We start from the raw sequence: 20,055 nt of genomic DNA on the forward strand, positions 1-20,055 counted from the left end.
CGTCACATCCCGACCGTGACGCGCGTGAGCCCATTGCGCTTCAGATGACGGAAGCGCGCGAGCGCCCACAGCGGGAAGAACTTGCGATAGCCGTGGTAGCGCAGATAAAACACGCGCGGAAAGCCCGTCGCGGTAAAGCGCGTTTCGTCCCACAGCCCATGCTCGCGCTGCTCACGCTGCAGATAGTCGATCCCGCGCGCCACCGCATCGTGATCGACCTCGCCCGCGGCCATCAGCCCGAGCAGCGCCCAGGCGGTCTGCGACGCGGTGCTCGGCGCGCGCTCGTAGCCGCGATAGTCGAACTTGTAGCTCTCGCCGCCCTCGCCCCAACCGCCGTCCTCGTTCTGGATCGACACGAGCCATTGCACCGCGCGCCGCATACGCGGGTCGTCGTGCGCCATGCCGGCCGCGTTCAGCGAGCACAGCGCGGTCCATGTGCCGTAGATGTAGTTCAGGCCCCAGCGGCCGTACCAGCTGCCGTCCGACTCCTGCTCCTGCAGCATGTAGTCGAACGCGCGCTGCGCCGGCTCGCTGTTTTGCGGCAACTCACCGATCTGCGCGAACATCGACAGACAGCGGCCCGACACGTCCGCGGTCGGCGGATCGAGCAGCGCGCCGTGGTCCGAGAACGGGATGTTGTTCAGGTAGTACTGCGTGTTTTCCGGCTCGAATGCGCCCCAACCGCCTTCGCTGCTTTGCATGCCGACTACCCATTCGCGCGCGCGCGCAATCGCTTCGCGATCGACATCGGACTTCGTGAGCGCAGCCGAACGATGCATCGCCATCGCGACCACCGCGGTATCGTCGACGTCCGGGTAATGCGCGTTGTTGTACTGGAACGCCCAGCCGCCCGGCCGCACGTTCGGGCGGCGCGAAATCCAGTCGCCGCGCACGTCGAGAATCTGCAGCGGACGCAGCCACGCAAGCCCGCGTTCGGCCGCCTGTTCGGCACGTGCCTCGCCGGTTTCGAGCAAAGCGTGTGCAGCGAGCGACGTATCCCACACCGGCGACAGACACGGCTGGCAATACGCTTCGTCGTCCTTGATGACGAGCAGCTTGTCCAGCGACTTGCGAGCGATCGCGCGGTTCGGATGATCGGCCGGATAGCCGAGCACGTCGTACATCATCACCGAGTTGGCCATCGCCGGGAAAATGGCGCCGAGGCCGTCCTCGCCGTTCAGCCGTTCGTCGACGAACGCGACCGCCGCGCGGATCGCGCGTTCGCGGCTCGCCTTCGGCAGCAGGCCGTCGACCGCGCGCAGCACCGTATCGACACAGCGGAAAAAGCCGAACCAGCCCGCGTGCTGATGCGGCGCGCGCTCGTTCATGCCGGTGTTCACCGGCGCGCCGCGGAACAACTCGTCGATGCGCACCTTGCGCGGGTTGCGAGCGAGCGGCCGCTTCGCATTGAGCACGAGCAGCGGCACGATCACCGTGCGCGCCCAGTACGACACCTTCGACAGATGGAACGGGAACCACATCGGCAGCAGCATGATCTCGACCGGCATCATCGGCACCGCGCGCCACGACACCACGCCAAAGAGGGCAAGCAGAATTCGCGTGAACACGTTCGCGTGTTCCGCGCCGCCGTGCGCAAGGATCGCGTCGCGCGCGCGCACCATGTGCTCGGCGTCGACCGGGTCGCCGATCATCTTCAGCGCAAAGTACGCCTTCACGCTCGCGCTGATGTCGAGCGCGCCATCGGTGAAGAGCGGCCAGCCGCCATTCGGCAACTGGATGCGGCGCAGATAGCGCGCGATCTTCTGTTCGAGTTCGAGGTTCGGCGTCTCGCCGAGGTAGTGAACCAGCAGCACGTATTCGGCCGGAATCGTCGCGTCGGCTTCGAGTTCGTAGACCCAATGGCCGTCCGGCTGCTGCGCGGCCAGGATCGCATCGGTCGCGCGCGTGATCGACACGTCGAGCGGGCTCGCGCCGCCAGTTTGCATCGGCGACGGCGTTGCGGTTGCCAATGCGTCCGCCACGGCGGGCGCGTTGGCAACCACGGCAGCTTCGGCCAGGTTCGGCGCCGCGTCGGCGGCTTCGGGCAGCACCGCGTCGAGCGGCTGCGTTTGAGATAAGTCGTTCATCTGCGTTCCATCGGTTGATTCAGCAGCGTATCCGCGGCCTTCTGGCCGGAGCGGATCGCACCTTCCAGCATCGCGGGCAGGCCGGTGGACGTCCAGTCGCCTGCGAGCAGCAAATTGTTCCAGCGAGTGCGCGTGCCCGGTCGCAGCGTCTCCTGCGCGGGCAGCGCGGCGAACATCGCGCGCGGTTCGATCACGACCTGCCAGCGCGGTAGCGGCGCGAGCGGCAGATTCACCGCCGCTGCGACCTCCGCCCAAACGGTCGCCGCGAGCGCGTCGTGCGGCATGTCGATGAGCCGCTCGTCACCGTTGAGCGTCACCGACAGTCGGTCGTCGAACGCAAACAGCCATTCGGCCGTTCCGTTCAGCAGCGCCGTGATCTGCGGCAGATTGAACGGCGGCTCGAGCGCGAAATGCACGTTCAGTGCGGCCGCGAAACGCGTCGGCGCACGTAGTCCCGGCACCAGCGCAGCCGCGGCTTCGGGCGGCAGCGCCAGAATCACCGCCTCGTTCGCGCCGAGCGTGATGCTCTCATCGGCGAAATGCAGCGCCTGTACACGCGCCGGGTCGGCCGCGAACACGATGTCGCGCAGACGCGAACCGAGCCGGATCGTCGCGCCGCCATGTTGCAGGAGCCGCAGCGCCGGATCGACGAACGCACTGCCAAGACCGTTACGCGCGACGAGCGGCCGGCACGCGAGCCCGCCCGCGAGCAGCGTGTCGCGCACGAGCGCGCCGGTCAGTTCGGCCGAGGCGTCGCGCGGCTCCAGATTCAGCAGCACATGCAGCAGCGGCCGCAGCAGCCGGTCCCACAGCGGACCGTCACAGCGCATCGTCTGCGCGACGCTGCGGCCCGGCTTCGCGAACAGCAGCGGCACGAGCGACAGGTAGTCGGTCGGCACCGTGTTCGGCACGCGCGCATGCGCGTCGAAAATCCACCACGGCAAACGCCCCGGCGACAGACGCACGCTCCAGCGCGACCGCGTGGCCAGATCGACGAACGGATACTCGGGCTGCGCGGGGCCGACCAGTTCGTCGGCGGCGCCGATCGCGCGCACGTAGTTCAGCGTCGCGGCATTGGCCGACAGCACGATGTGATTGCCGCTGTCGAGCGTCGCACCGAGCTGCGTGTCGTAGTACGAACGGCAGCGGCCGCCCGCGTAATCCTGCGCTTCATGCAGCACGACCCGCGCGCCGCGCCGCTGCAACTGCACAGCGGCGGCGAGCCCGGCCACGCCCGCGCCGACCACGTGGACGAGCTTCGGCATCAGCTCAGAAAAGCGCGTAACGCGCGACGATCCACAGCAGGCGCAGCTTCGGCTTGCTGACCTTCGTGCGCGGAACGTCGAAGCCGCGCTCCAGCGTACGCTCGAGCAGCACGCGATAGACGCCCGACATGATGCGCGGCGCACGCACCTGCGCGCGCGGCTCGCGATCCATGATCGCATCGGATTCGGCGAAGTGCTGCTTCGCGCGCTCGGCGAGCGTCGCGCAGACGCGCGGCAGCGACGGGTCGTCGGCGATCTGCCGCGGGTTCGTGGCAGCGATGCCTTCGCGCGCGAGCAGTTCGCGCGGCAGATAGCAGCGGTTGATGTCGGCGTCTTCGTCGATATCGCGCAGGATATTGGTGAGCTGCAGCGCGCGGCCGAGATGGTGCGCGAGCTGCCGGCCCGGCTCCTCCCGCATCCCGAATATCCTCACCGACAGACGGCCGGCCGCGCTCGCGACGCGGTCGCAATACAGGTCGAGCGTGGCGTCGTCGGGCGCGCAGATGTCGGCGGCGGCGTCCATCGCCATGCCGTCGATCATCGCGTGAAAATCCTCGCGTTGCAGATGAAACATGTGAATGTGCCGCGTCAGCGCGCGCAGCGACGCGCGCGGCTGGCCGGCGTAGCAGGCGTCGATGTCGGCGCGCCATTGCTCGAGCCCGGCCGCGCGCTCGGCGGGCGGCAGGTTGCTGTCGGCGATGTCGTCGACGGCGCGGCAGAACGCGTAGACCTGATACATCGCATCGCGCTGCGCCGCCGGCAAGATGCGCATCGCGAGATAAAACGAGCTGCCGGACGTGGCGGCAGCCGCGTCGATTTCAGTATCGTCCACGACGAGATTGGAAACAGCCAAGACGATCTCCGCTGGAGGCGCCCGCTGAAAGGCGTTCAAAGAGGTTTTTATGCCGACCCGCAGGGCAGTGTGCCCGCGCGCGCGGACACGCGCGAAACATCCGGCTGGGCGGCCGGAAACGGCGAAAAGTATAGCAATCTTTGCCGGTGACCGCAGATTTGGCGGCCAATGAGGGACGAAAGAAAGGCCGCCGGGCGCGGCCGGCTGGAACCACGCCGCCCCCGCTAGCGAATCACGCCCCCGCGAGCCGGAACGCGACCGCGCAGTTGCGGCCCTGGCGCTTTGCTCTGTAGAGCGCCGCGTCGGCCTCGTTGATCAGCACGTCGTACGCGGGTACGCCCTCGCGCGCCGACGCGCCGCCGAGGCTCGCGGTGACCGGCACGCTGGTGCCGATCAGCTCGACCGGCGTTTCCTCGATCACGCGACGGATCTTCTCCGCCACCAGCATCGCGTCGTCGAGCGGTGTGCACGGCAGCAGCAGCGCGAACTCCTCGCCGCCGAAGCGCCCGAAGGTATCCTGCACGCGCACCACACCCGCGACACGCTGCGCCATTACGCGCAGCACCGTATCGCCGACGCCGTGACCGAACTGGTCGTTGATCTGCTTGAAATGATCGAGATCGAACAGCAGCATCGACATGTCGCCGCCATAGCGCTGCCAGCGCGTGAACTCGTCGCGCAGCCGCGCTTCGAAAAAACGCCGGTTCGCGATGCCGGTCAGCCCGTCGCGATTCGCATACTCCTGCAGCTTCGCAACCGCCTCCTCGCGTTCGCGCTGCACGATGCTCACATGCGTCACGTCGGAGATCGTCACGCACACGGCCACCACTTCGCGATCGCGCATCAGCGGCATGAACGTGCAGTCCTGCTGCATGAAGTCGACCCCGCCGGTGATCGGCCGGTCGTGATCGAACTTGAACAGGTACGGGCGCTGCTCCCACGAGCTGAACGCGAAGCTGCCGAGCTGAAACACGCTCTCGATCTTGCGCGACAGCCACACGCGCGGCAGCTCCGGAAAGTTCTGGTAGATCGAGCGGCCGACCACCTGCTCCGCCGACAGGCCGCTATGGTCCTGCATGAAGCGATTCCACATCAGCACGTTCAGTTCGCGATCGAGCACGAAGATGCCAAAACCGACCCGCTCGACTACGAGGTCGCTCAACGATTCCACTGGGACATTCATAGACTGGACAGCAGCGCATCGAGCGCTTCGTTCATGTGACGGATTGAGTCTTCGGCCATCAGCATCACCAGATGCGCGCGAAAACTATGATGTTCGAGCGCGAAGTTCACTTCGACGAGCAGCGCCACCCGCCATTGCAGCACGCCGGGCTGGAACACTTCGTCGAGCGTCAGCGTGTCGCCGAGCACGCCCGGCGCGGAAAACACCGGCGTGCGGCCAAGCTGGTCGAGTATCGACGACACGCAAGCACCCGACAGCAGGTTCGCGACGTCGAGCATCAGTTCGCGCTCGCCGATCGTCTCGTAGCTGGAACGCGCGTACGGGTCGCTGACCAGCGAACACAGCTGCGCGATGCTGTCGCTGCGACAGATCACCAGCACCTCGCCCTTGATGTCCGAGCGAAAGCCCTGACGCACCGCGCTGACCGTGTCGTCGATGTGGGTCATCTCGCGCAGCGTGCGCGCAGCATCGCTCACCGCGACCATCTTCACGCGCGGCACCGACAGCTCGATAAACGAATCGAGCAGTCCCGCGAGCCGCGTCGCGGCCCGGCCCATCGCAAGGTTGGCGATTTCCTGGAGCGCGTCGCGCTGGTCTTCGGTGAAGGCGGGCTCAGACATACAAGCCGTACTCCTTGAGGATGGGCAGGACCGCCTCCGGCGTCACCGGCTTGGCGATGAACGCGATCGCGCCGAGCTCGCGCACGCGCTCCTGGGCGAGCGGCTGCACGTCGGCGGATACGACGATCACGAAGGTGTTGAGGTCCTCGTGCTGCAACGCTTCGAGAACCTGGTAGCCGGTCATGTCCGGCATCGTCAGATCGAGGAACATCACCGAGGCCTTGCCGTCGCGATACAGCGCGAGCGCCTCGTGCCCGTTCGTCGCGTAGGACACGTCGACGGCCCAGTCGGGCGGCAGAGCCTTCGTGAGCAACTTGCGGGCGAGCAGCGAATCGTCGGCGATCACAATGGGCAGCATGGCAACGGCGGGTCGGGCGGTTTTTTAGGCGGGTCGAATAAAGGAATCGGCTCGTTCGTATGCGCGCTTTCCGCGCCTGGTCGTTTGCGTTTTGTTCGTCCCGACAGCGGAGGACGGCACGCCTTCGCGTGATGCCGACCGATGCGCGACCAGGTACAGTGGCGCCTGTCGAATTGCAATTGCCTATGGCGAGAGGAGTGCGAATGCGGCAGGACGCGTTTTGGCGGACCTCGACGATCCGGCGCACAGAGGTGGCAACGGCCTTTTATCGTGGCGAGGATTGTCGAAGCAAAGCCGCGCAAAAGCAACTCGCCGAAATCGCTGACCGTAACGTTCTGTTTCCACGCTAGGCTAATTTGAGAAATAGTTTTATCGTCTGAGCCAGCATTCTTTTAGCTTTATCCTTTTGTGTACGTTTGCGCTTCCCGATTCGTCGCTGTTTTAAAGCCGCTCTTAAAGAACGGCCGGTCCGGTGGACGCTCGTCCCCGACGCTTTGCGGCGAGTTTTTCCGCGCTGCGTCTATGCTTGTTCTGAAGGCGGCATGATGCCGGCAATGGCCCGATACGGGGCTGCCACATTCGAACGACTTTTCGCGTCAACGACAATGACATCAGACCAGGTCGACTCCGTGCGAGCGGGCCGCCTTTCGGGTCGTCCTGCCCGCGAGCAGGACGACGCGTCGTTTCCCGCCGTGCCGGAACAGAACTTCCAGGTACGTCGCATCACCCTGATCGCGCTGCTGGTCGTGGCGATCGTGCTGCCGTTCGTCTACGTCGCCGCGATGGCTTTCAGCGATCTGCGCACGCGCGAGGCCGACGCGACCGAGCTGGCGCTGCGCACGGTGCGGGTCGCCGAAGAACACGCGTTGAAAGTGTTCGACATGAACGAGACGCTGAACTCGCGCATCGTCGATCTGACCGAGGGCCTCGACGACGACGGCATCCGCGCGCGCGAACACACGATTCACGACAAGTTGCGCACGATGGGCGGCGGCTATCCGCAGGTCGCCTCAGTGTCGATCTACGGCGCACAGGGCGCGCTGCTGGCGAGCAGCCGCGTCTATCCGTCGCCTGCGAGCTCGATCGAACAGCGCGCCGATTTCGTCGGCATCCGCGGCGGCAATGCGCTCGAACATGTGTCGAAAGTGACGACGGGACACGTGAGCGGCGAGCAGGTGTTCAACATGGGCGTCGAGCGTCAGGCACCCAACGGCTCGTTCGCGGGCGTCGTGTCCATCGCGCTGCGGCCCAGCTATTTCGATGCGTTCTATCGCGAGCTGCTCGGCAACAGCGACGACACGCCGATCATCATGAGTCTCGTGCGCACCGACGGCGCGGTCCTCGCGCATTACCCACGCGGCCCGCGCGAGCCGACCGCGCTCGCATCGGATTCGCCGTTCGCCGAAGCGGTCTCGCGCGGGCAGCGCTCCGGCGTCGTGCGGATGCACTCGAGCTTCGCCGACGGCAACCTGATCGTCGCGTTCCGGCACGTCGGCTCGTATCCGGTCTACGTGCTGTGCGGCTATCGCACGTCCGCGATCTGGGCCGCCTGGTACAGGCACCTGAGCGTGCTGATCCTGTCCATGTTCACACCGTCGATAGTGCTGTGGTGCGTGATCTGGCTGTCGCTGCGCCGCCTCGGCGCCGAAGAGGAAGCGTGGCAGCGCTGGCAGGCCGAGGCATCGATGCGCCGCTCGATCGAATCCGCGTACCGCCAGTCGCGCAAGATGGAAGCGCTCGGCACGCTGGTCGGCAGCGTCGCGCACGACTTCAACAACCTGCTGATGATCCTGTCGGCCAACGTGCAGATCGTGCGACGGCGCGGCGTCGGCGGACTGGAGCGCGAACTGTCGGCGATGGAGCGCGCGTTGAAGAGCGGCCAGTCGCTGACGCGGCAGCTGCTCGGCGTCGCGCGCAAGCAGCCGCTGCGCACCGAGACGCTCTCGCTCGAACGCTGGCTGCCGTCGTGCCGCGAGCTGCTGCGCGCGTCGCTCGGCGCGAAGGTGTCGCTCGTGATCGATAGCGGCGTCGATACCTGGCCGGTGCGTGTGGACGTCGCCGAGCTCGAGCTCGCGCTGATCAACGTCGCCGTCAACGCGCGCGATGCGATGCCCAACGGCGGGCGCTTCACCGCGCGCGCGAGCAACGTCGTGTTCCGCCGCGAGGACGGCTTTCCGCTGACCGGCGAGTTCGTGCAGCTGTCGCTCGAGGACACCGGCGCCGGCATGGCGCCCGAGGTGCTTGCGCACGCGTTCGAGCCGCTTTACACGACCAAGTCCAAAGGCATGGGCACGGGGCTCGGGTTGCCGCAGGTGTTTGCGTTCTGCGAGGGCTCGGGCGGGCTCGCGGCAATCGACAGCGCGATCGGCGCGGGGACCGCGGTGCGGCTCTATCTGCCGCGCGCGTCGAGCGAGCCGCAGACGGCTGGACCCGCCGAAGCGCTCGCGCCCGCGAGCGACGCGCCGCACGGTCTGCGCGTGCTGCTGGTCGAGGACAACGAAGAAGTCGCCGCCGGCACCGAGGCGCTGCTGCAGATGATGGGCCACCAGGTGAGCTGCGTGTTCAACGCCGACACGGCGCTGCGCGTGCTCGACGATGCCCGCGCGAAGCGTGCGGACACCGGCGAGCCGCTGCCGTTCGATCTGCTGCTGTCGGACATTCACATGCCGGGCAAGCTGAACGGCATCGACCTGGCCGAAGCGGTGCTCGGATTCGACCCGCCGCTGCCGGTGATTCTCGTCACCGGCTACGCGGAAGAGCTCGACCGCGCGCGGCACGTGAACGTGCATGTGCTGTCCAAACCGTTCGATATCGGACTGCTCGAACAGCTGCTCGAAACGATCCAGCGCAACGCCGTGCAGACGAGCGCCGATACCGCCACGGATCCGGCCGATACCTGACGTCCGCGACGTCCCGGCGTCATTTACCAGAACTTGTAAAAAGCGCGGCGCTCACACGCAGCGCCTCGTTCGTCGCGAGTCCGCGCGATGCGTAGCGCGGCGGGCATCGCGGCCGTGCACGGGACGCAGCGCCGTCGCGCGTCGGTGCGGGGGCATGATCGTTGCGTGCCCGAAGACGGCAAGGGGACGGCGCCTCGGGTGCCGCCCGTTCCAGCACAACATGTCGGGAGACAACCATGCAACATCTCGTGATTGGTTTATTCGACACTTACGTGCAGGCTGAAACCGCCCGCGACACGCTCGTGCAAACCGGTTTTGCGCGCGAGAAGATCGAGTTGCAGGCGAACGCCGAACCATCGGTTGGCTCGGCCACCAGCGAAGTCGCCAACGCGGGCGTACTCGCGAATATCGAGCGCTTTCTCGCCAGCCTGTTCTCGACTGGGCCGCGTCCGTCGGACACCGCCCGTTATGCCGAGGCGATGCGGCGTGGAGCGGTGCTCGTGTGCGTTCATGCCGCGAGCCAGTCGCATGCGGAATTGGCGCGCAACACGCTCGTGCGGCTCGGCGCGACCGATATCGGCGACCGCCTGCCCGAGGCGGACACCCCAGTCGCCTCCAGCCGCGACCACTCGGTGCTCGATGAGCTGGGCATCGGCGCGGTGATGCCGGGTACGCCGCGTACCTCGAGCGTGACCACCGAGGCGGGTGCGACGCCGGGCATGCGGGACACCAGGGCAACACCGGGGGCAAGTGTGAGTTCGAGTAGCGGCGCAACGGGTGCGGCGGGCATCAGCGAATCGACCGGAATCGCCGGCGCCACGAGCGCCACTTCGGCAACCGGTACGAGCGCGCCCGACACCGTGCCTCCTCCTGCTCCTCCGCGCCCCGATCCGCTGACCGCCATGCCGCCGGCGGACATCGGCGCGGCCGCCGAGCCGTTCGCGCCGCCGCCGATCAGCGATCGGCCGACGAGCGATCCGGTCAACGAACCCATCGCCGATCCTCTCACCGGCGATGTGGGACGCGGCGCGATCGCCGCCGGCTCCGTGCCGGGTTCGGGCGCGGTGATGCAGCCCCAGCCGTCCGACATCGTCCCGGAAGGCGGACAGCCGGGCACCGGTCCCGGCGCGCAGATGCCGAACGAATATCTGGAGTATGAAGAAGACTTCCGCACGCACTACGACGAGCAGTACGCAGCCGCGAACGCGCGCTACGAAGACTATGTGCCGGCCTATCGCTACGGCGCGGAGATCGGTCGCGACGCGCGCTTCCGCGATCGTCCGTGGGAAGAGATCGAGCCCGAAGCTCGCCGCCATTGGGAAACCACGTCTCCGGAGAGCACGTGGGAGCGCTTCAAGCTCGCGGTGCGGCATGGGTGGGAGCGGGTGACCGGGCATCACCACGTATAGGTGATGCCGCGGGCGAGACGGGCGCGGCCGCCTCGCGCGGCGCGCGCCGTGTCCTCGTTGCTTCGGCGGATGGTCAGGGCGCGGTCAGCGCCGCTAAGTCTCGATTACGCCACCGCCCCATGCCGCTTGATCCACGTGACGTAGCGGTCCATGAACGATTGCAGGAACTTGCGCGTGCCTTCGTTGACGATCTCGCCTTTTTCGTTGATCACCGACGGATCGTGCTTGATGAACACCTCTGGCTGCCCCATCGTCGCGACGTCGAGATAGGCGAGCACGTTGCGCAGATGCTGTTGCGCGAGCGCCGTACCGGTGGCGCCGACCGAGGTGCCGATCACCGCGCCCGGCTTGTTGCCCCACGAGTTCGTGCCCCACGGCCGCGAGCCCCAGTCGAGCGCGTTTTTCAGCACGCCCGGCATCGAGCGGTTGTATTCGGGCGTCACGAACAGCAGACCGTCCGCGGCTTGCACGCGCTCCTTGAGCTTCTTGCCGGCTTCCGGATAGTCGGCGTCGTAGTCCTGTGAGTACAGCGGCAGGGAGCCGATATCGATGTATTCGAAGGTGAAATCGGCTGGAGCGAGAGAAATCACCGCCTGAGCCAGTTGGCGATTGAACGAATCCCGCCGCAGGCTGCCGACGACCACTGCAATGTGATAGGCCATGTTCGCTTCCTCGGTTAGTGCGCTCGACGCGCAGAGAGTAGGACTGTTCATGATAGGCAAAAGCCGCGCGAAACGCCTGGTCACTGGCGGATTTGGCGAGGCGATAACGGATCGGGAAGGGTTCTTGCGGCACCTTTCGGTGGATAACCTCGCAACTCGAAAAGTTATCCACAGAATCGCTGAATAACCTTGTGGATAAGTAGAACTTTTGCCTTGTCAATCAAGCATGCCTTCGGGCCAGGGCGATCTGAGGCAAATGGACACCACCGACCTTCTGGAGGACCGGATCATGAGTCTCGACTACGCAGGAAAATCCCACGACGAAGCGGTCGCCGCGCGCAAGAAAGCGCTTCAGCGCGCGCAGGAGCCGGCGGGTGGCAAGATGGCCGTCGACGGCGTCGAAGCCGATGCCACGCATAGCTGCGGCGAGCTGTCGGAACAAGGCAAACAGGTGTGGCGTACGGGCGCCGGGCTCGATGGCGGAGGCAAGGCGCCGAGCCGCTAGGGGTTGATCGCTGAATGCAAAAAGGGCGCCGTTGCCGGCGCCCTTTTCTTTTGCTTGCGTGTTGCGTATGTCGACGTGCGATCAGTTGCCGAAAAATACGTTGCAGTACGACTTCGGGCCGTTGCAGGTCGAAGCCGGAGCGTCGGCATGAGCGACGCTCGAAGCGGCTGCGAACAGTGCGGCCGAAGCGATCAGGGCGGAGAAAATGCGTTTCATGGTCGGGACCTCGTTTGCGTATCGTTGCGCGATCTGATGCGATCGATGGCGTGAAGAATAGCGAGCGGGTCCGCGTCCACAAACAGCGAAGATGAGAAGATATTTTTTTATAAACTGAAATAATCGCTACTGCCTGAGCGCGCGGAACTGGTGAGCGACCGCGACGCGTTGATTGAGCGATAGTCCGAGTCCAAGCTTGCTGGCGCGGAGGCTCGACTTATCATTTCTTGCAACAATTAATTGCCGCTGTCATAAGCCGCCGCGCCGCGCGACCAAGTTCCTTCGGGACATCGATTGCCAAGGGTATATGTTCAATACCGCTTCGTTAGGGCACGAACGTGAGAGAGAATGGCGCACGCATCCGCAAATCGCGCGAGGACGACCATCCGCTCATGAATCACGACGTTTCAAGGCAACACCCACAGCCGGCAGCGCAGCGACGGGGCACGCCGTGACGCAGCCAGGCGGCCCATCGCTCGACGATCCCATCTATCTCGCGCAATTGCGGCGCGACCTCGTGCGCTTCGCCCGTCTGCAATTGCGCGATGCCGCAGCCGCCGAGGACGCCGTGCAGGAAGCGCTGACCGCCGCGTGGATGCAGGCCGCGCGTTTCGCCGCGCAGTCGGAGCACAAGACCTGGGTGTTCGGCATCCTGCGCCACAAGCTCGTCGACACGCTGCGGGCGCGCCAGAGGACGGTCAATCTGTCGTCGCTCGAAGCGGAGATCGATGGCGAAGCGTTACTCGATCGCGAGCTTTTCAAGGACAACGGCCACTGGTCGCGCGAGACCAAACCGCGTCCATGGCCGACACCGGAAACCGCACTGCGCCAGCAGCAGTTCTGGACGCTGTTCGAAATGTGCCTCGAGCATTTGCCCGAGCACATCGGACGCGTGTTCATGATGCGGGAGTTTCTCGACCTCGACATCGCGGCGATCTGTGCCGAGCTGCAAATCAACGCGAATCATTGCAGCGTGCTGATCTATCGCGCGCGGCTGCGGCTGCGCACGTGCCTGAGCGAAAAGGGCCTATCCAGCGAGGACGCGAATGGGGAAGTGTAAAGACATCACGCGGCTGCTATCCGACGCGCTCGACCGCTCGCTGTCGACTGGCGAATGGCTCGCGATCCGCCTGCATCTGCCGACCTGCAGCGGGTGCCGGAACTATCGCAAACAGATCCGCCTGCTGCGGATCGCCGCGCATGTGGCGAGCGGAATCGCGAGCGCCGATGGAGCGGTGAGCGGCGACGAGTGATTTGCCGCTTTGCCTTCGCGGTTCAGCGCTCGCCGGGCGGTACGTCGCGATAGCGTTCGAAAAAGCGGGCGTGCGACGCTTCGTCGACGCCGACGGGATGCGCATCGGCACGCGCGGGATGTTTCGCGAGTTGCGCACGGGTGCGGATTGGCCGAGGCGCGAAATTGCCGCCGCAATTCGGACACACGTTGCGCAGCTTGGTCAGCGCGCAGACCTCGCAGAACGTGCACTCGTAGGTGCAAATCATCGCGTCGGGCGCGTTCGGCGGAAGTGACTTGCCGCAGCCTTCGCAGGTCGGTCGCAATTCAAGCATGACGGGGTGCTCCTGTCGTTGGCAACGCGGGGCGCGGTTTTCCTGCCTGGCGTCGCGAGAGGATCGATGCAGCCGCGCGTTGCTGGCCGCTGCCGCTGTAATGCCGGTCGATTGTAGCGGGAGGGGATGGGGCGCGCACTCGGCGCTAGACAATGCTTCGCTACTGCCGAATGATTTGCTTATGCGAATTTATCGGTTCGTCCAGGCGGGCGGACGAATTATCGTCGGAGCCAATCGGACCAGCCTTGGTGTCCGTCAAATTCTCTTTCGACGAGTATTCTCATGTCCCGTGATCCGCTGCTGACGCGCCGTACGTTTCTCGCCGGCGTAGGTGCAACGCTGGCCGCCGCCGCGTTGCCGGTCTTCTCCACCACCGCATTTGCCGCCGATGAACATGCGAAAGAACTTCGCATCGGATATCAGAAAGCCGCTAGCACCCTGGTATTGCTGAAGGCGCACGGCACACTCGAAAAGCGGCTCGCGCCACTCGGCATCACGGTCAAATGGACGGAGTTTCCGGCGGGGCCGCAACTGCTGGAGGGGCTGAACGTCGGCGCGATCGACTTCGGCTATGTGGGCGAAGCGCCGCCCGTGTTCGCGCAAGCCGCCGGCGCCAATTTCGTCTATACCGCGTATGAAATTCCGACGCCGCACGCCGAAGGCATTCTCGTGCATCCGGACGCGCCGATCAGAACCTTGGCCGATCTGAAGGGAAAGAAGGTTGCACTGAACAAGGGCTCCGATGTGCACTGGTTTCTCGTCGCCGCGTTGCAAAAAAACGGCGTGAAGTTCAGCGAGATCCAACCCGTGTATTTGCCGCCCGCCGATGCACGCGCGGCCTTCGAGCGCGGTGCGGTCGATGCGTGGGCTATCTGGGATCCGTTTCTCGAAGCCGCCAAAAGGCAGACGAACGCGCGGCTGCTTGCCGATGCCGAAGGTATCGTTAGTCACCACCAGTTCTTTCTGAGCGCGCGACCCTTCGCGCAACAGAACGGCGACGTTCTTGCGATCGTGATCGATGAAGTCGGCAAGGAAGGGGAGTGGGTGCGCGGCCATTACAGCGAGGCCGCCGCACAACTCGCGCCGATTCAAGGGCTCGACGCGAGCGTGATTGAATCAGGCTTGCGCCATTACGCGCACATCTATAAGCCCGTCGACGCGAACGTGCTTGCGGAACAACAACGCATTGCGGACACGTTCACCGAACTGCGCCTGATCCCGACGAAAATCGTGACCAAGGATGCCGCGCTGTCGGGCAAAGCCTAGCTCAGCAGTTCGAGGTCGTATTGCGCACGTCGGTTGACTTTGAAGCTCGCGCGATCAGGGGAAAAGCGCGGCGACACTTTCGGGCGGGCGGCCGATCACGGCACGCCCGTTTCTCACGACGATCGGTCGTTGCAACAGAATAGGATGCTTCGCCAATGCTTCATAGAGCTGGGCGTCAGTCAGCGACGGGTCGGCGAGATTGAGTTCTTTATATTCGGCCTCGGTGTCGCGGATCATTTCGCGGACCGGACAGCCAAGTTGAGCATTGAGATTCTTGAGCTCTGCGACGGTCAGCGGCCTCTTCAGATATTCGACGATTTCCGTCGCTTCATTTGCGGGGTTGTAGGTGTTCGCGACGAGTTCGCAGGTGGCGCGCGATTTGGAGCAGCGTGGGTTGTGGTAGATGGTGATCATGGCTTGGTTCAGGGCTTGCGCCGTTGAAGGTTGCTGTGACGGTTAGACGGGTTCGGGAATTTTAGCGGGTGACTTGGTGGCGTGGCGGGGGATGATTGCGCGGCATGCGCGTTGTTCGAACGAACGATGGGGTGGGTCGGTTTATGCGCATAAACCGATGCGCTCTTCCGGGGTGAGTCGGTATCGTTTAATGCTTGCAGCGTGAGCTCTCGTCACTCCTCTGACCCGCTTACGCGGGCGCGATACAAACGACGACCTATATGCCATTGCTGATGAACCGCCTGCGGCACGTTGGCCGCTCCTGCCATTCGGGGAGGAGCGGCGTCGGACGAATCCATGGTGAATGCTCCCCTGCAGGCCAATTTCCACGCGAGCTTTATGCGCATAAAGTCTGCGGCCCCTTGGTCGCTCTGATGCACGCGTTCCTTCTCAGCGAGATCAACTCAAGAATCACGCGACCAGTCGCCCGCGACTGAGCACGCAGTACTTGAGCGCTCATTCCTTTCCTCCCGTCCCCTCCGAGGGATAGCGATCAGCAACGCTTAGCCTCAGTCCGCGCTCTTATAGGCCGTAAGCCCTCGAGCACACCTTTGATGCCTCTTTATGCGCATAAACCCTCTGCCGAATGGCGTATTTCCGAATTTTGCTTACTCAAATCATTTGAAATAGCAATTCAACCAGGTAAAATCCATTTGCGTCTAAAAAGAGGAGGTGAAATTTGGCGGCAGAAATCATCGCGGTAACACAGCAGAAGGGCGGGGTCGGGAAGAGCACCATCGCGATGCATCTCGGCGCTGCATTTCACGAGAAAGGCAAACGCGTTCTCGTCGTCGACGCGGATGGCCAAAACACTCTGATCCACTGGGCGAGCGCTGCGTCCGACGGCGACATCGGTATTCCATTCGCCGTCGTCAACCTGTCCGAAGCAGGCAGCCAGATCCATCGCGAGATCAAGAAGTTCGTGGCTGACTACGACATCATCGTCGTCGACTGCCCGCCCTCCATTACCGAAAAAGTCTCCGGCGTCGTACTGCTTGCAGCGAGCGTCGCGGTGATCCCAACTTCGTCGTCCCCCGCCGACTACTGGTCGAGCATCGGCCTCGTCAAACTGGTTCAGCAGGCGCAGGTCATGAACGAAGACCTGCGTGCCGTGTTCCTGCTCAACAAGACAGAAGAGAAACGGATGCTGACGCGCGAACTGAAGCGCGCGCTCGAAGAACTCGGCTTCCCTCTCCTCAAGACCCAGATTCCCACGCGCGAAGCCTACAAGCAGGCAATGGCGTTGGGGCAAACGGTGCTTCAGATGAACGATCGCGGCGCCAAGCTCGCCGCGCTCGAAGTACGGGCGTGCGCCAACGAGATCGCCGCCTTGCTCCCGTGAATTTATGCGCATAAAGGACCCTGAATGAAACCGTCCCAATTCGCCAAAGGCTTTCAAGCACGTCCTGACACGACCAGCAGCGAAAAGCGCACAGCGCTCGACCGTCTGAATGCGATCGACGGCTTGGTTAAAAATGACGCGAAAAACTCCACGATCGCCGGGCGTCCGATTCCGGCCGTCGTACCGTCGCGTCTGCAGGATGCCGAGATCCCTGATCCGGATAACGAATCGGCGGCCTACCGCGCATGGCGGCTCGAGCACGGTTATCGTCCCGGCCAGGTCATCGAACTGGCGCTCAAGACCATCAAGCCGAGCCCGTTCAATCCACGGTATTTCTATGTGAAGTCGTCGATTGCGGAGCTTGCCGTCAATCTGGCGAAGCAGGGACAGCAGCAGGCGATTCACGTCATTCCCGACTACGACAACCCTGGCACCTACTTCGTCAGTGACGGCGGCCGACGCGTGCGCGCGCTGAAAGAAGCGAACAAGGAGTCGGTGAAGGCGATCGTCATCGATCTGCCGATCGGCATCCAGAGCTACAAACTCGGCTACGACCTCAACGTGCAGCGCGACTCGCAGACCGTGTTCGACAACGCGATCGTGTGGCGACGCTTTCTCGACGAGCGCCATTTCCAGAGCCAGAAGGAACTGGCCGAACATCTCGGGCTCGACGAATCGACGGTCGCAGTCGCGCTGTCCATCGCCAAGCTGCCGGAAACCGTGATGCAGGAGATGGTCGCGCGCCCTGACCGCTTCGGCTCGAACATGGCGTATCAGGTCGGCCGCTATCACACCGCTCGCGGCGCGGACGCGACGCTGCGACTGATCAACCGGATCCTTTCCGACGATCTGAGCACACGACAGGTCGCCGACATCGTCAAAGGGCGCGCGACCGCGCAGGAAAGCGCCAAACCGGCTGGCCGGCAGCGCTATGCGCAACGTCTGGAAATCAAGCTTGGTGGTGTGTCGGTCGGCGATCTGAAGTCATATGGGGACGACCGACTCGAGTTGCGCCTGAAAGGCCTCACGCGTGAAAAGCGTGACGACATCCTGCGGCAGATTGAGAAGATGCTGAAGTAAGACGTGAGAGGCGGTGCGCCCGCACCGCCCCTTTCCTTTCAAAGGCCGTTTCGACCCATCAGGCCGCGCGCGACTGGTTAAGGGTGAAGGCGAGCAGATCGCCATCGGTAGGTTCGCCCCAGGTCCTGCGCGCGAGCCAGTCAAAGAACGCCGTTTCCACGATCTTCGAATCGAGCCCGCGACGCCGCCAGTCGTCGCGCATGTGCGTGCCGAGCCCCGGCAATTCTTCTTCCTCGAACGACTGCCGCGCGATATCGCGCTCCGACTCGCCCTGTTCGTTGTACAACTCGTAGGCCTGCTTGCGACGGTAAGCCGAGTATTCGCCGAGCAGACGCGCCTTCAGATCGTCGGCCGGCGACGCCACCGACTTGCTGGTGCCGCCACTTGCCGGCAGCGCCTCGACCGGCGGCGCATAGCCCTTCTTCAACGCATCCTTGAACAGCGCCGGCGCGCTACGCACCGGCGGCAGCGACGTGCTGCGCATCCGCTGCTCGGTCATCTGCAACGCGGCGCGGATCCGGTTCTCTTCGCTGTCCGCGTAAAGCGTCTGCGCTTCTTTCAGCGGAATGCCGAGCTTCACCATCCGGTCGACCAACGTGCTGTCGAACACGTTCGGATGTTCGTCGAGCGCGAGCATCGGCTGCTTGCGCTCGGTCACGCGGAACTGGATTTCGGCGACGCGCCGACCCTCGCGATGCTCGATCAGCTCGACAAAAATGTTCGTGACCGCGTTGACCTCGGCGATGGCCGGGCGCAGATAGTCGCGCTTGAAATACTTGTACTCGCGCTTCGCCTCGTCGCCGGCTTCGGTATCCGGCGTGCCCGATAGAATCGGCCGCCACCATTCCCAGGTCTCGCGCATCGTCAGATGGCTCGGGTTGGTCAGGTAGCGCACGCAGATCTCGTAGAGCGCGAGGCCCGCGCTGCTGCGCAGCTGGCTCTGGAACTGCAGACTCAGCCGCGCATACTGAACGGGATCGAGCAGTTTCTTCTTGATCTTCGGCGCGAACGAAAACTCGACCCAGACGCGACGCGTGGTCGGATCTTCGAGAATTTCCGCGTCCGCGATCAGCGTCGAAATACCCCATTTGCGGCCGGGCTTCTGACTCGAGGTGCCGGTGCTCCACTCGACCTGCACCGACACCATGCGGCGCAGGTGTTCCTTGACCAGCGCGGTGTCATTGGAATCGAACGCGGAATTGGCGACGATGTCGGACAGCAGCGCCCGATAGGTGTCGCCCGATTCATCCGCTTGCTGGGCCACCGCGAGCAACACGTTAAAGAGCTTGCGCGTGAGCAACGTGATCTTGCCGCTCTTGGGCTGGATCGCGATTGCCTCGACGGCTTTGCGCAGCTCAGCCGAGCTCGGGCTGACAACATCGGTCTTTTTCGCGCGCTTCGTGGCCATGCGTCGGGGTGAGGGAGGGGATTTCGCGAGAGCATACCGGCTGTGGTGATACGCGTCTATAGCGTGCATCTCACCATTGCCGGTGAAGCGAGTTTACGAAGCGCACCTCACCTCGAGCAAGTCCCGAAAACCCTCACCTCAGCTGCGTGTCACCAGGATCGGGCTATCCTTGCCGGTCGCGGCGTTTGCGAATCGGGCCCGTTTCGCTGCATACCGGAACGGGGAGCACTTGATCCCGAATCTTCTCACCTCAAAAATTTTCGCTGGTTTTTTCGGGACGTCATGTAAACGGACGATGTCTGGGCAGCCGAGGACTTCGTCGTGCGGCCTTGCGACGGTTTCGTCGATTCTCGCGGGCTGCCGGGCGACGCAAAATCCGGATCAATTGATGTAATCCGTGCCCGGTATCGGACTCGAAGCGCGGTGCAGGCCAGCGCCAAGCGCTTCGTGAGCCTTACTGACAGTGCATCAGGCTTGCTATCGCCGGGCGCGACGTACGACTGCGTGGCGCCTCTACTGACGACTCACCCCTCACCGCCGCGAACCCTGCCGCCGCTAACCACCGTTTGCGACTTTGAGCTTCGTCCGAGCTGCCGTAAAAGGGGAGGTCGAGCCGCAGGCAAATCCTCACCACTCTGGTGCTCCCGAAAACTCTCACCGTAGCACCGCGACACGGGACAACACGATACGCGTTTGGGCCGCGCCAGTACCGCATTTCCCCAATGTGACCTCCTGAAAAGCCTCACCTTTGAGGTTTCTGAAGGCCCAAACGCCCGTGTACTGAGACCTCCTGAAAACCCTCACCTTTGCTGCCGAAAAGGAAAAATTCCCATAATTTCAATGACTTGCGCCAACGCCTCCGAACGTTCGAGGGATGGGTAC

19 protein-coding genes are annotated in these 20,055 nt (G+C 64.1%); 8 read left to right on the forward strand and 11 right to left on the reverse strand.

Annotation, left to right across the window (positions count from 1 at the left end; translation table 11 throughout):
- Nucleotides 1-2: 2 nt before the first annotated feature.
- From shc to ACLFKU_RS08165, 6 genes are all read right to left on the reverse strand, one after another.
- The gene (gene shc / locus ACLFKU_RS08140; protein ID WP_410848722.1) at nucleotides 3-2,087 is read right to left on the reverse strand and encodes a squalene--hopene cyclase; all 2,085 of its coding nucleotides are present in this window, start codon (nucleotides 2,085-2,087) and stop codon (nucleotides 3-5) included.
- Nucleotides 2,084-3,352: a hydroxysqualene dehydroxylase HpnE gene (gene hpnE / locus ACLFKU_RS08145; RefSeq protein WP_410848723.1), complete on the reverse strand. Its 1,269-nt coding sequence runs from the start codon at nucleotides 3,350-3,352 to the stop codon at nucleotides 2,084-2,086. Before hpnE ends, shc begins: the two co-directional genes overlap by 4 nt.
- Nucleotides 3,353-3,356: 4 nt before the next feature.
- Nucleotides 3,357-4,205: a presqualene diphosphate synthase HpnD gene (gene hpnD / locus ACLFKU_RS08150; protein ID WP_368583449.1), complete on the reverse strand. Its 849-nt coding sequence runs from the start codon at nucleotides 4,203-4,205 to the stop codon at nucleotides 3,357-3,359.
- A gap of 232 nt (nucleotides 4,206-4,437) precedes the next feature.
- Nucleotides 4,438-5,388 (reverse strand): diguanylate cyclase, encoded by a 951-nt coding sequence (locus ACLFKU_RS08155; RefSeq protein WP_410848724.1) that lies wholly within the window; start codon nucleotides 5,386-5,388, stop codon nucleotides 4,438-4,440.
- The gene (locus tag ACLFKU_RS08160) at nucleotides 5,385-6,008 is read right to left on the reverse strand and encodes a chemotaxis protein CheC (RefSeq protein ID WP_410848725.1); all 624 of its coding nucleotides are present in this window, start codon (nucleotides 6,006-6,008) and stop codon (nucleotides 5,385-5,387) included. Before ACLFKU_RS08160 ends, ACLFKU_RS08155 begins: the two co-directional genes overlap by 4 nt.
- Entirely contained in the window at nucleotides 6,001-6,366 is a 366-nt protein-coding gene (locus ACLFKU_RS08165; RefSeq protein WP_368583452.1) for a response regulator, read from the reverse strand. Before ACLFKU_RS08165 ends, ACLFKU_RS08160 begins: the two co-directional genes overlap by 8 nt.
- 605 nt (nucleotides 6,367-6,971) lie before the next feature.
- On the opposite strand from ACLFKU_RS08165, the gene ACLFKU_RS08170 reads away from it, so the two are divergent.
- Together ACLFKU_RS08170 and ACLFKU_RS08175 are read left to right on the forward strand one after the other, a co-directional pair.
- Nucleotides 6,972-9,266, forward strand: a complete 2,295-nt coding sequence (locus tag ACLFKU_RS08170) for an ATP-binding protein (RefSeq protein ID WP_410848726.1) — start codon at nucleotides 6,972-6,974, stop codon at nucleotides 9,264-9,266.
- A gap of 236 nt (nucleotides 9,267-9,502) precedes the next feature.
- A complete protein-coding gene (locus tag ACLFKU_RS08175) occupies nucleotides 9,503-10,675 on the forward strand; it encodes a hypothetical protein (RefSeq protein WP_410848727.1) in 1,173 nt (390 codons plus the stop codon).
- A gap of 104 nt (nucleotides 10,676-10,779) precedes the next feature.
- Here ACLFKU_RS08175 and ACLFKU_RS08180 read toward each other — a convergent pair whose 3' ends face one another.
- Entirely contained in the window at nucleotides 10,780-11,337 is a 558-nt protein-coding gene (locus tag ACLFKU_RS08180) for an NADPH-dependent FMN reductase (RefSeq protein WP_368583518.1), read from the reverse strand.
- Nucleotides 11,338-11,626: 289 nt separating this feature from the next.
- Here ACLFKU_RS08180 and ACLFKU_RS08185 point away from each other — a divergent pair, with 289 nt between their 5' ends.
- Nucleotides 11,627-11,842 carry a hypothetical protein gene (locus ACLFKU_RS08185; RefSeq protein ID WP_410848846.1) on the forward strand — a complete coding sequence of 72 codons (216 nt, stop codon included), beginning with the start codon at nucleotides 11,627-11,629 and terminating at the stop codon, nucleotides 11,840-11,842.
- An 81-nt stretch (nucleotides 11,843-11,923) separates the two neighbouring features.
- Here the strand turns inward: ACLFKU_RS08185 and ACLFKU_RS08190 are convergent, their stop codons facing one another.
- Nucleotides 11,924-12,058 (reverse strand): hypothetical protein, encoded by a 135-nt coding sequence (locus ACLFKU_RS08190; protein ID WP_368583456.1) that lies wholly within the window; start codon nucleotides 12,056-12,058, stop codon nucleotides 11,924-11,926.
- Between the two features lie 451 nt (nucleotides 12,059-12,509).
- Between ACLFKU_RS08190 and ACLFKU_RS08195 the strand changes: the two genes are divergently transcribed.
- Together ACLFKU_RS08195 and ACLFKU_RS08200 are read left to right on the forward strand one after the other, a co-directional pair.
- Nucleotides 12,510-13,118: an RNA polymerase factor sigma-70 gene (locus ACLFKU_RS08195; protein ID WP_368583457.1), complete on the forward strand. Its 609-nt coding sequence runs from the start codon at nucleotides 12,510-12,512 to the stop codon at nucleotides 13,116-13,118.
- Nucleotides 13,105-13,311, forward strand: coding sequence for a zf-HC2 domain-containing protein (locus ACLFKU_RS08200; RefSeq protein ID WP_410848728.1), 207 nt, complete (start codon nucleotides 13,105-13,107; stop codon nucleotides 13,309-13,311). Before ACLFKU_RS08195 ends, ACLFKU_RS08200 begins: the two co-directional genes overlap by 14 nt.
- Before the next feature lie 22 nt (nucleotides 13,312-13,333).
- Here the strand turns inward: ACLFKU_RS08200 and ACLFKU_RS08205 are convergent, their stop codons facing one another.
- A complete protein-coding gene (locus tag ACLFKU_RS08205) occupies nucleotides 13,334-13,624 on the reverse strand; it encodes a DUF1272 domain-containing protein (protein WP_368583459.1) in 291 nt (96 codons plus the stop codon).
- Between the two features lie 282 nt (nucleotides 13,625-13,906).
- Between ACLFKU_RS08205 and ACLFKU_RS08210 the strand changes: the two genes are divergently transcribed.
- A complete protein-coding gene (locus ACLFKU_RS08210) occupies nucleotides 13,907-14,890 on the forward strand; it encodes a sulfonate ABC transporter substrate-binding protein (RefSeq protein ID WP_368583460.1) in 984 nt (327 codons plus the stop codon).
- 54 nt (nucleotides 14,891-14,944) lie between these two features.
- Here ACLFKU_RS08210 and arsC read toward each other — a convergent pair whose 3' ends face one another.
- Nucleotides 14,945-15,304: an arsenate reductase (glutaredoxin) gene (arsC, locus tag ACLFKU_RS08215; protein WP_410848729.1), complete on the reverse strand. Its 360-nt coding sequence runs from the start codon at nucleotides 15,302-15,304 to the stop codon at nucleotides 14,945-14,947.
- Nucleotides 15,305-16,022: 718 nt separating this feature from the next.
- Between arsC and parA the strand changes: the two genes are divergently transcribed.
- Both parA and ACLFKU_RS08225 read left to right on the forward strand, forming a co-directional pair.
- Complete coding sequence (gene parA / locus ACLFKU_RS08220; RefSeq protein ID WP_013092840.1) at nucleotides 16,023-16,685, forward strand: ParA family partition ATPase; 663 nt, start codon at nucleotides 16,023-16,025, stop codon at nucleotides 16,683-16,685.
- Nucleotides 16,686-16,709: 24 nt separating this feature from the next.
- Entirely contained in the window at nucleotides 16,710-17,765 is a 1,056-nt protein-coding gene (locus ACLFKU_RS08225; RefSeq protein WP_368583462.1) for a ParB/RepB/Spo0J family partition protein, read from the forward strand.
- A gap of 58 nt (nucleotides 17,766-17,823) precedes the next feature.
- Here the strand turns inward: ACLFKU_RS08225 and ACLFKU_RS08230 are convergent, their stop codons facing one another.
- Nucleotides 17,824-19,173: a replication initiation protein gene (locus ACLFKU_RS08230; protein ID WP_410848730.1), complete on the reverse strand. Its 1,350-nt coding sequence runs from the start codon at nucleotides 19,171-19,173 to the stop codon at nucleotides 17,824-17,826.
- Between the last annotated feature and the right edge of the window lie 882 nt (nucleotides 19,174-20,055).

This window comes from Paraburkholderia sp. EG304 (genome assembly GCF_046543485.1).
Lineage (GTDB): Bacteria > Pseudomonadota > Gammaproteobacteria > Burkholderiales > Burkholderiaceae > Paraburkholderia > Paraburkholderia youngii.

Coding starts and splice junctions, on each gene's coding strand:
- ACLFKU_RS08175 (WP_410848727.1), top strand. CDS start 9,503: ATGCAACATCTCGTGATTGGTTTATTCGACACTTACGTGCAGGCTGAA.
- ACLFKU_RS08170 (WP_410848726.1), top strand. CDS start 6,972: ATGACATCAGACCAGGTCGACTCCGTGCGAGCGGGCCGCCTTTCGGGT.
- ACLFKU_RS08200 (WP_410848728.1), top strand. CDS start 13,105: ATGGGGAAGTGTAAAGACATCACGCGGCTGCTATCCGACGCGCTCGAC.
- arsC (WP_410848729.1), bottom strand. CDS start 15,304: ATGATCACCATCTACCACAACCCACGCTGCTCCAAATCGCGCGCCACC.
- ACLFKU_RS08225 (WP_368583462.1), top strand. CDS start 16,710: ATGAAACCGTCCCAATTCGCCAAAGGCTTTCAAGCACGTCCTGACACG.
- hpnE (WP_410848723.1), bottom strand. CDS start 3,352: ATGCCGAAGCTCGTCCACGTGGTCGGCGCGGGCGTGGCCGGGCTCGCC.
- ACLFKU_RS08160 (WP_410848725.1), bottom strand. CDS start 6,008: ATGTCTGAGCCCGCCTTCACCGAAGACCAGCGCGACGCGCTCCAGGAA.
- ACLFKU_RS08230 (WP_410848730.1), bottom strand. CDS start 19,173: ATGGCCACGAAGCGCGCGAAAAAGACCGATGTTGTCAGCCCGAGCTCG.
- ACLFKU_RS08190 (WP_368583456.1), bottom strand. CDS start 12,058: ATGAAACGCATTTTCTCCGCCCTGATCGCTTCGGCCGCACTGTTCGCA.
- ACLFKU_RS08185 (WP_410848846.1), top strand. CDS start 11,627: ATGAGTCTCGACTACGCAGGAAAATCCCACGACGAAGCGGTCGCCGCG.
- ACLFKU_RS08180 (WP_368583518.1), bottom strand. CDS start 11,337: ATGGCCTATCACATTGCAGTGGTCGTCGGCAGCCTGCGGCGGGATTCG.
- ACLFKU_RS08210 (WP_368583460.1), top strand. CDS start 13,907: ATGTCCCGTGATCCGCTGCTGACGCGCCGTACGTTTCTCGCCGGCGTA.
- ACLFKU_RS08165 (WP_368583452.1), bottom strand. CDS start 6,366: ATGCTGCCCATTGTGATCGCCGACGATTCGCTGCTCGCCCGCAAGTTG.
- shc (WP_410848722.1), bottom strand. CDS start 2,087: ATGAACGACTTATCTCAAACGCAGCCGCTCGACGCGGTGCTGCCCGAA.
- ACLFKU_RS08155 (WP_410848724.1), bottom strand. CDS start 5,388: ATGAATGTCCCAGTGGAATCGTTGAGCGACCTCGTAGTCGAGCGGGTC.
- ACLFKU_RS08205 (WP_368583459.1), bottom strand. CDS start 13,624: ATGCTTGAATTGCGACCGACCTGCGAAGGCTGCGGCAAGTCACTTCCG.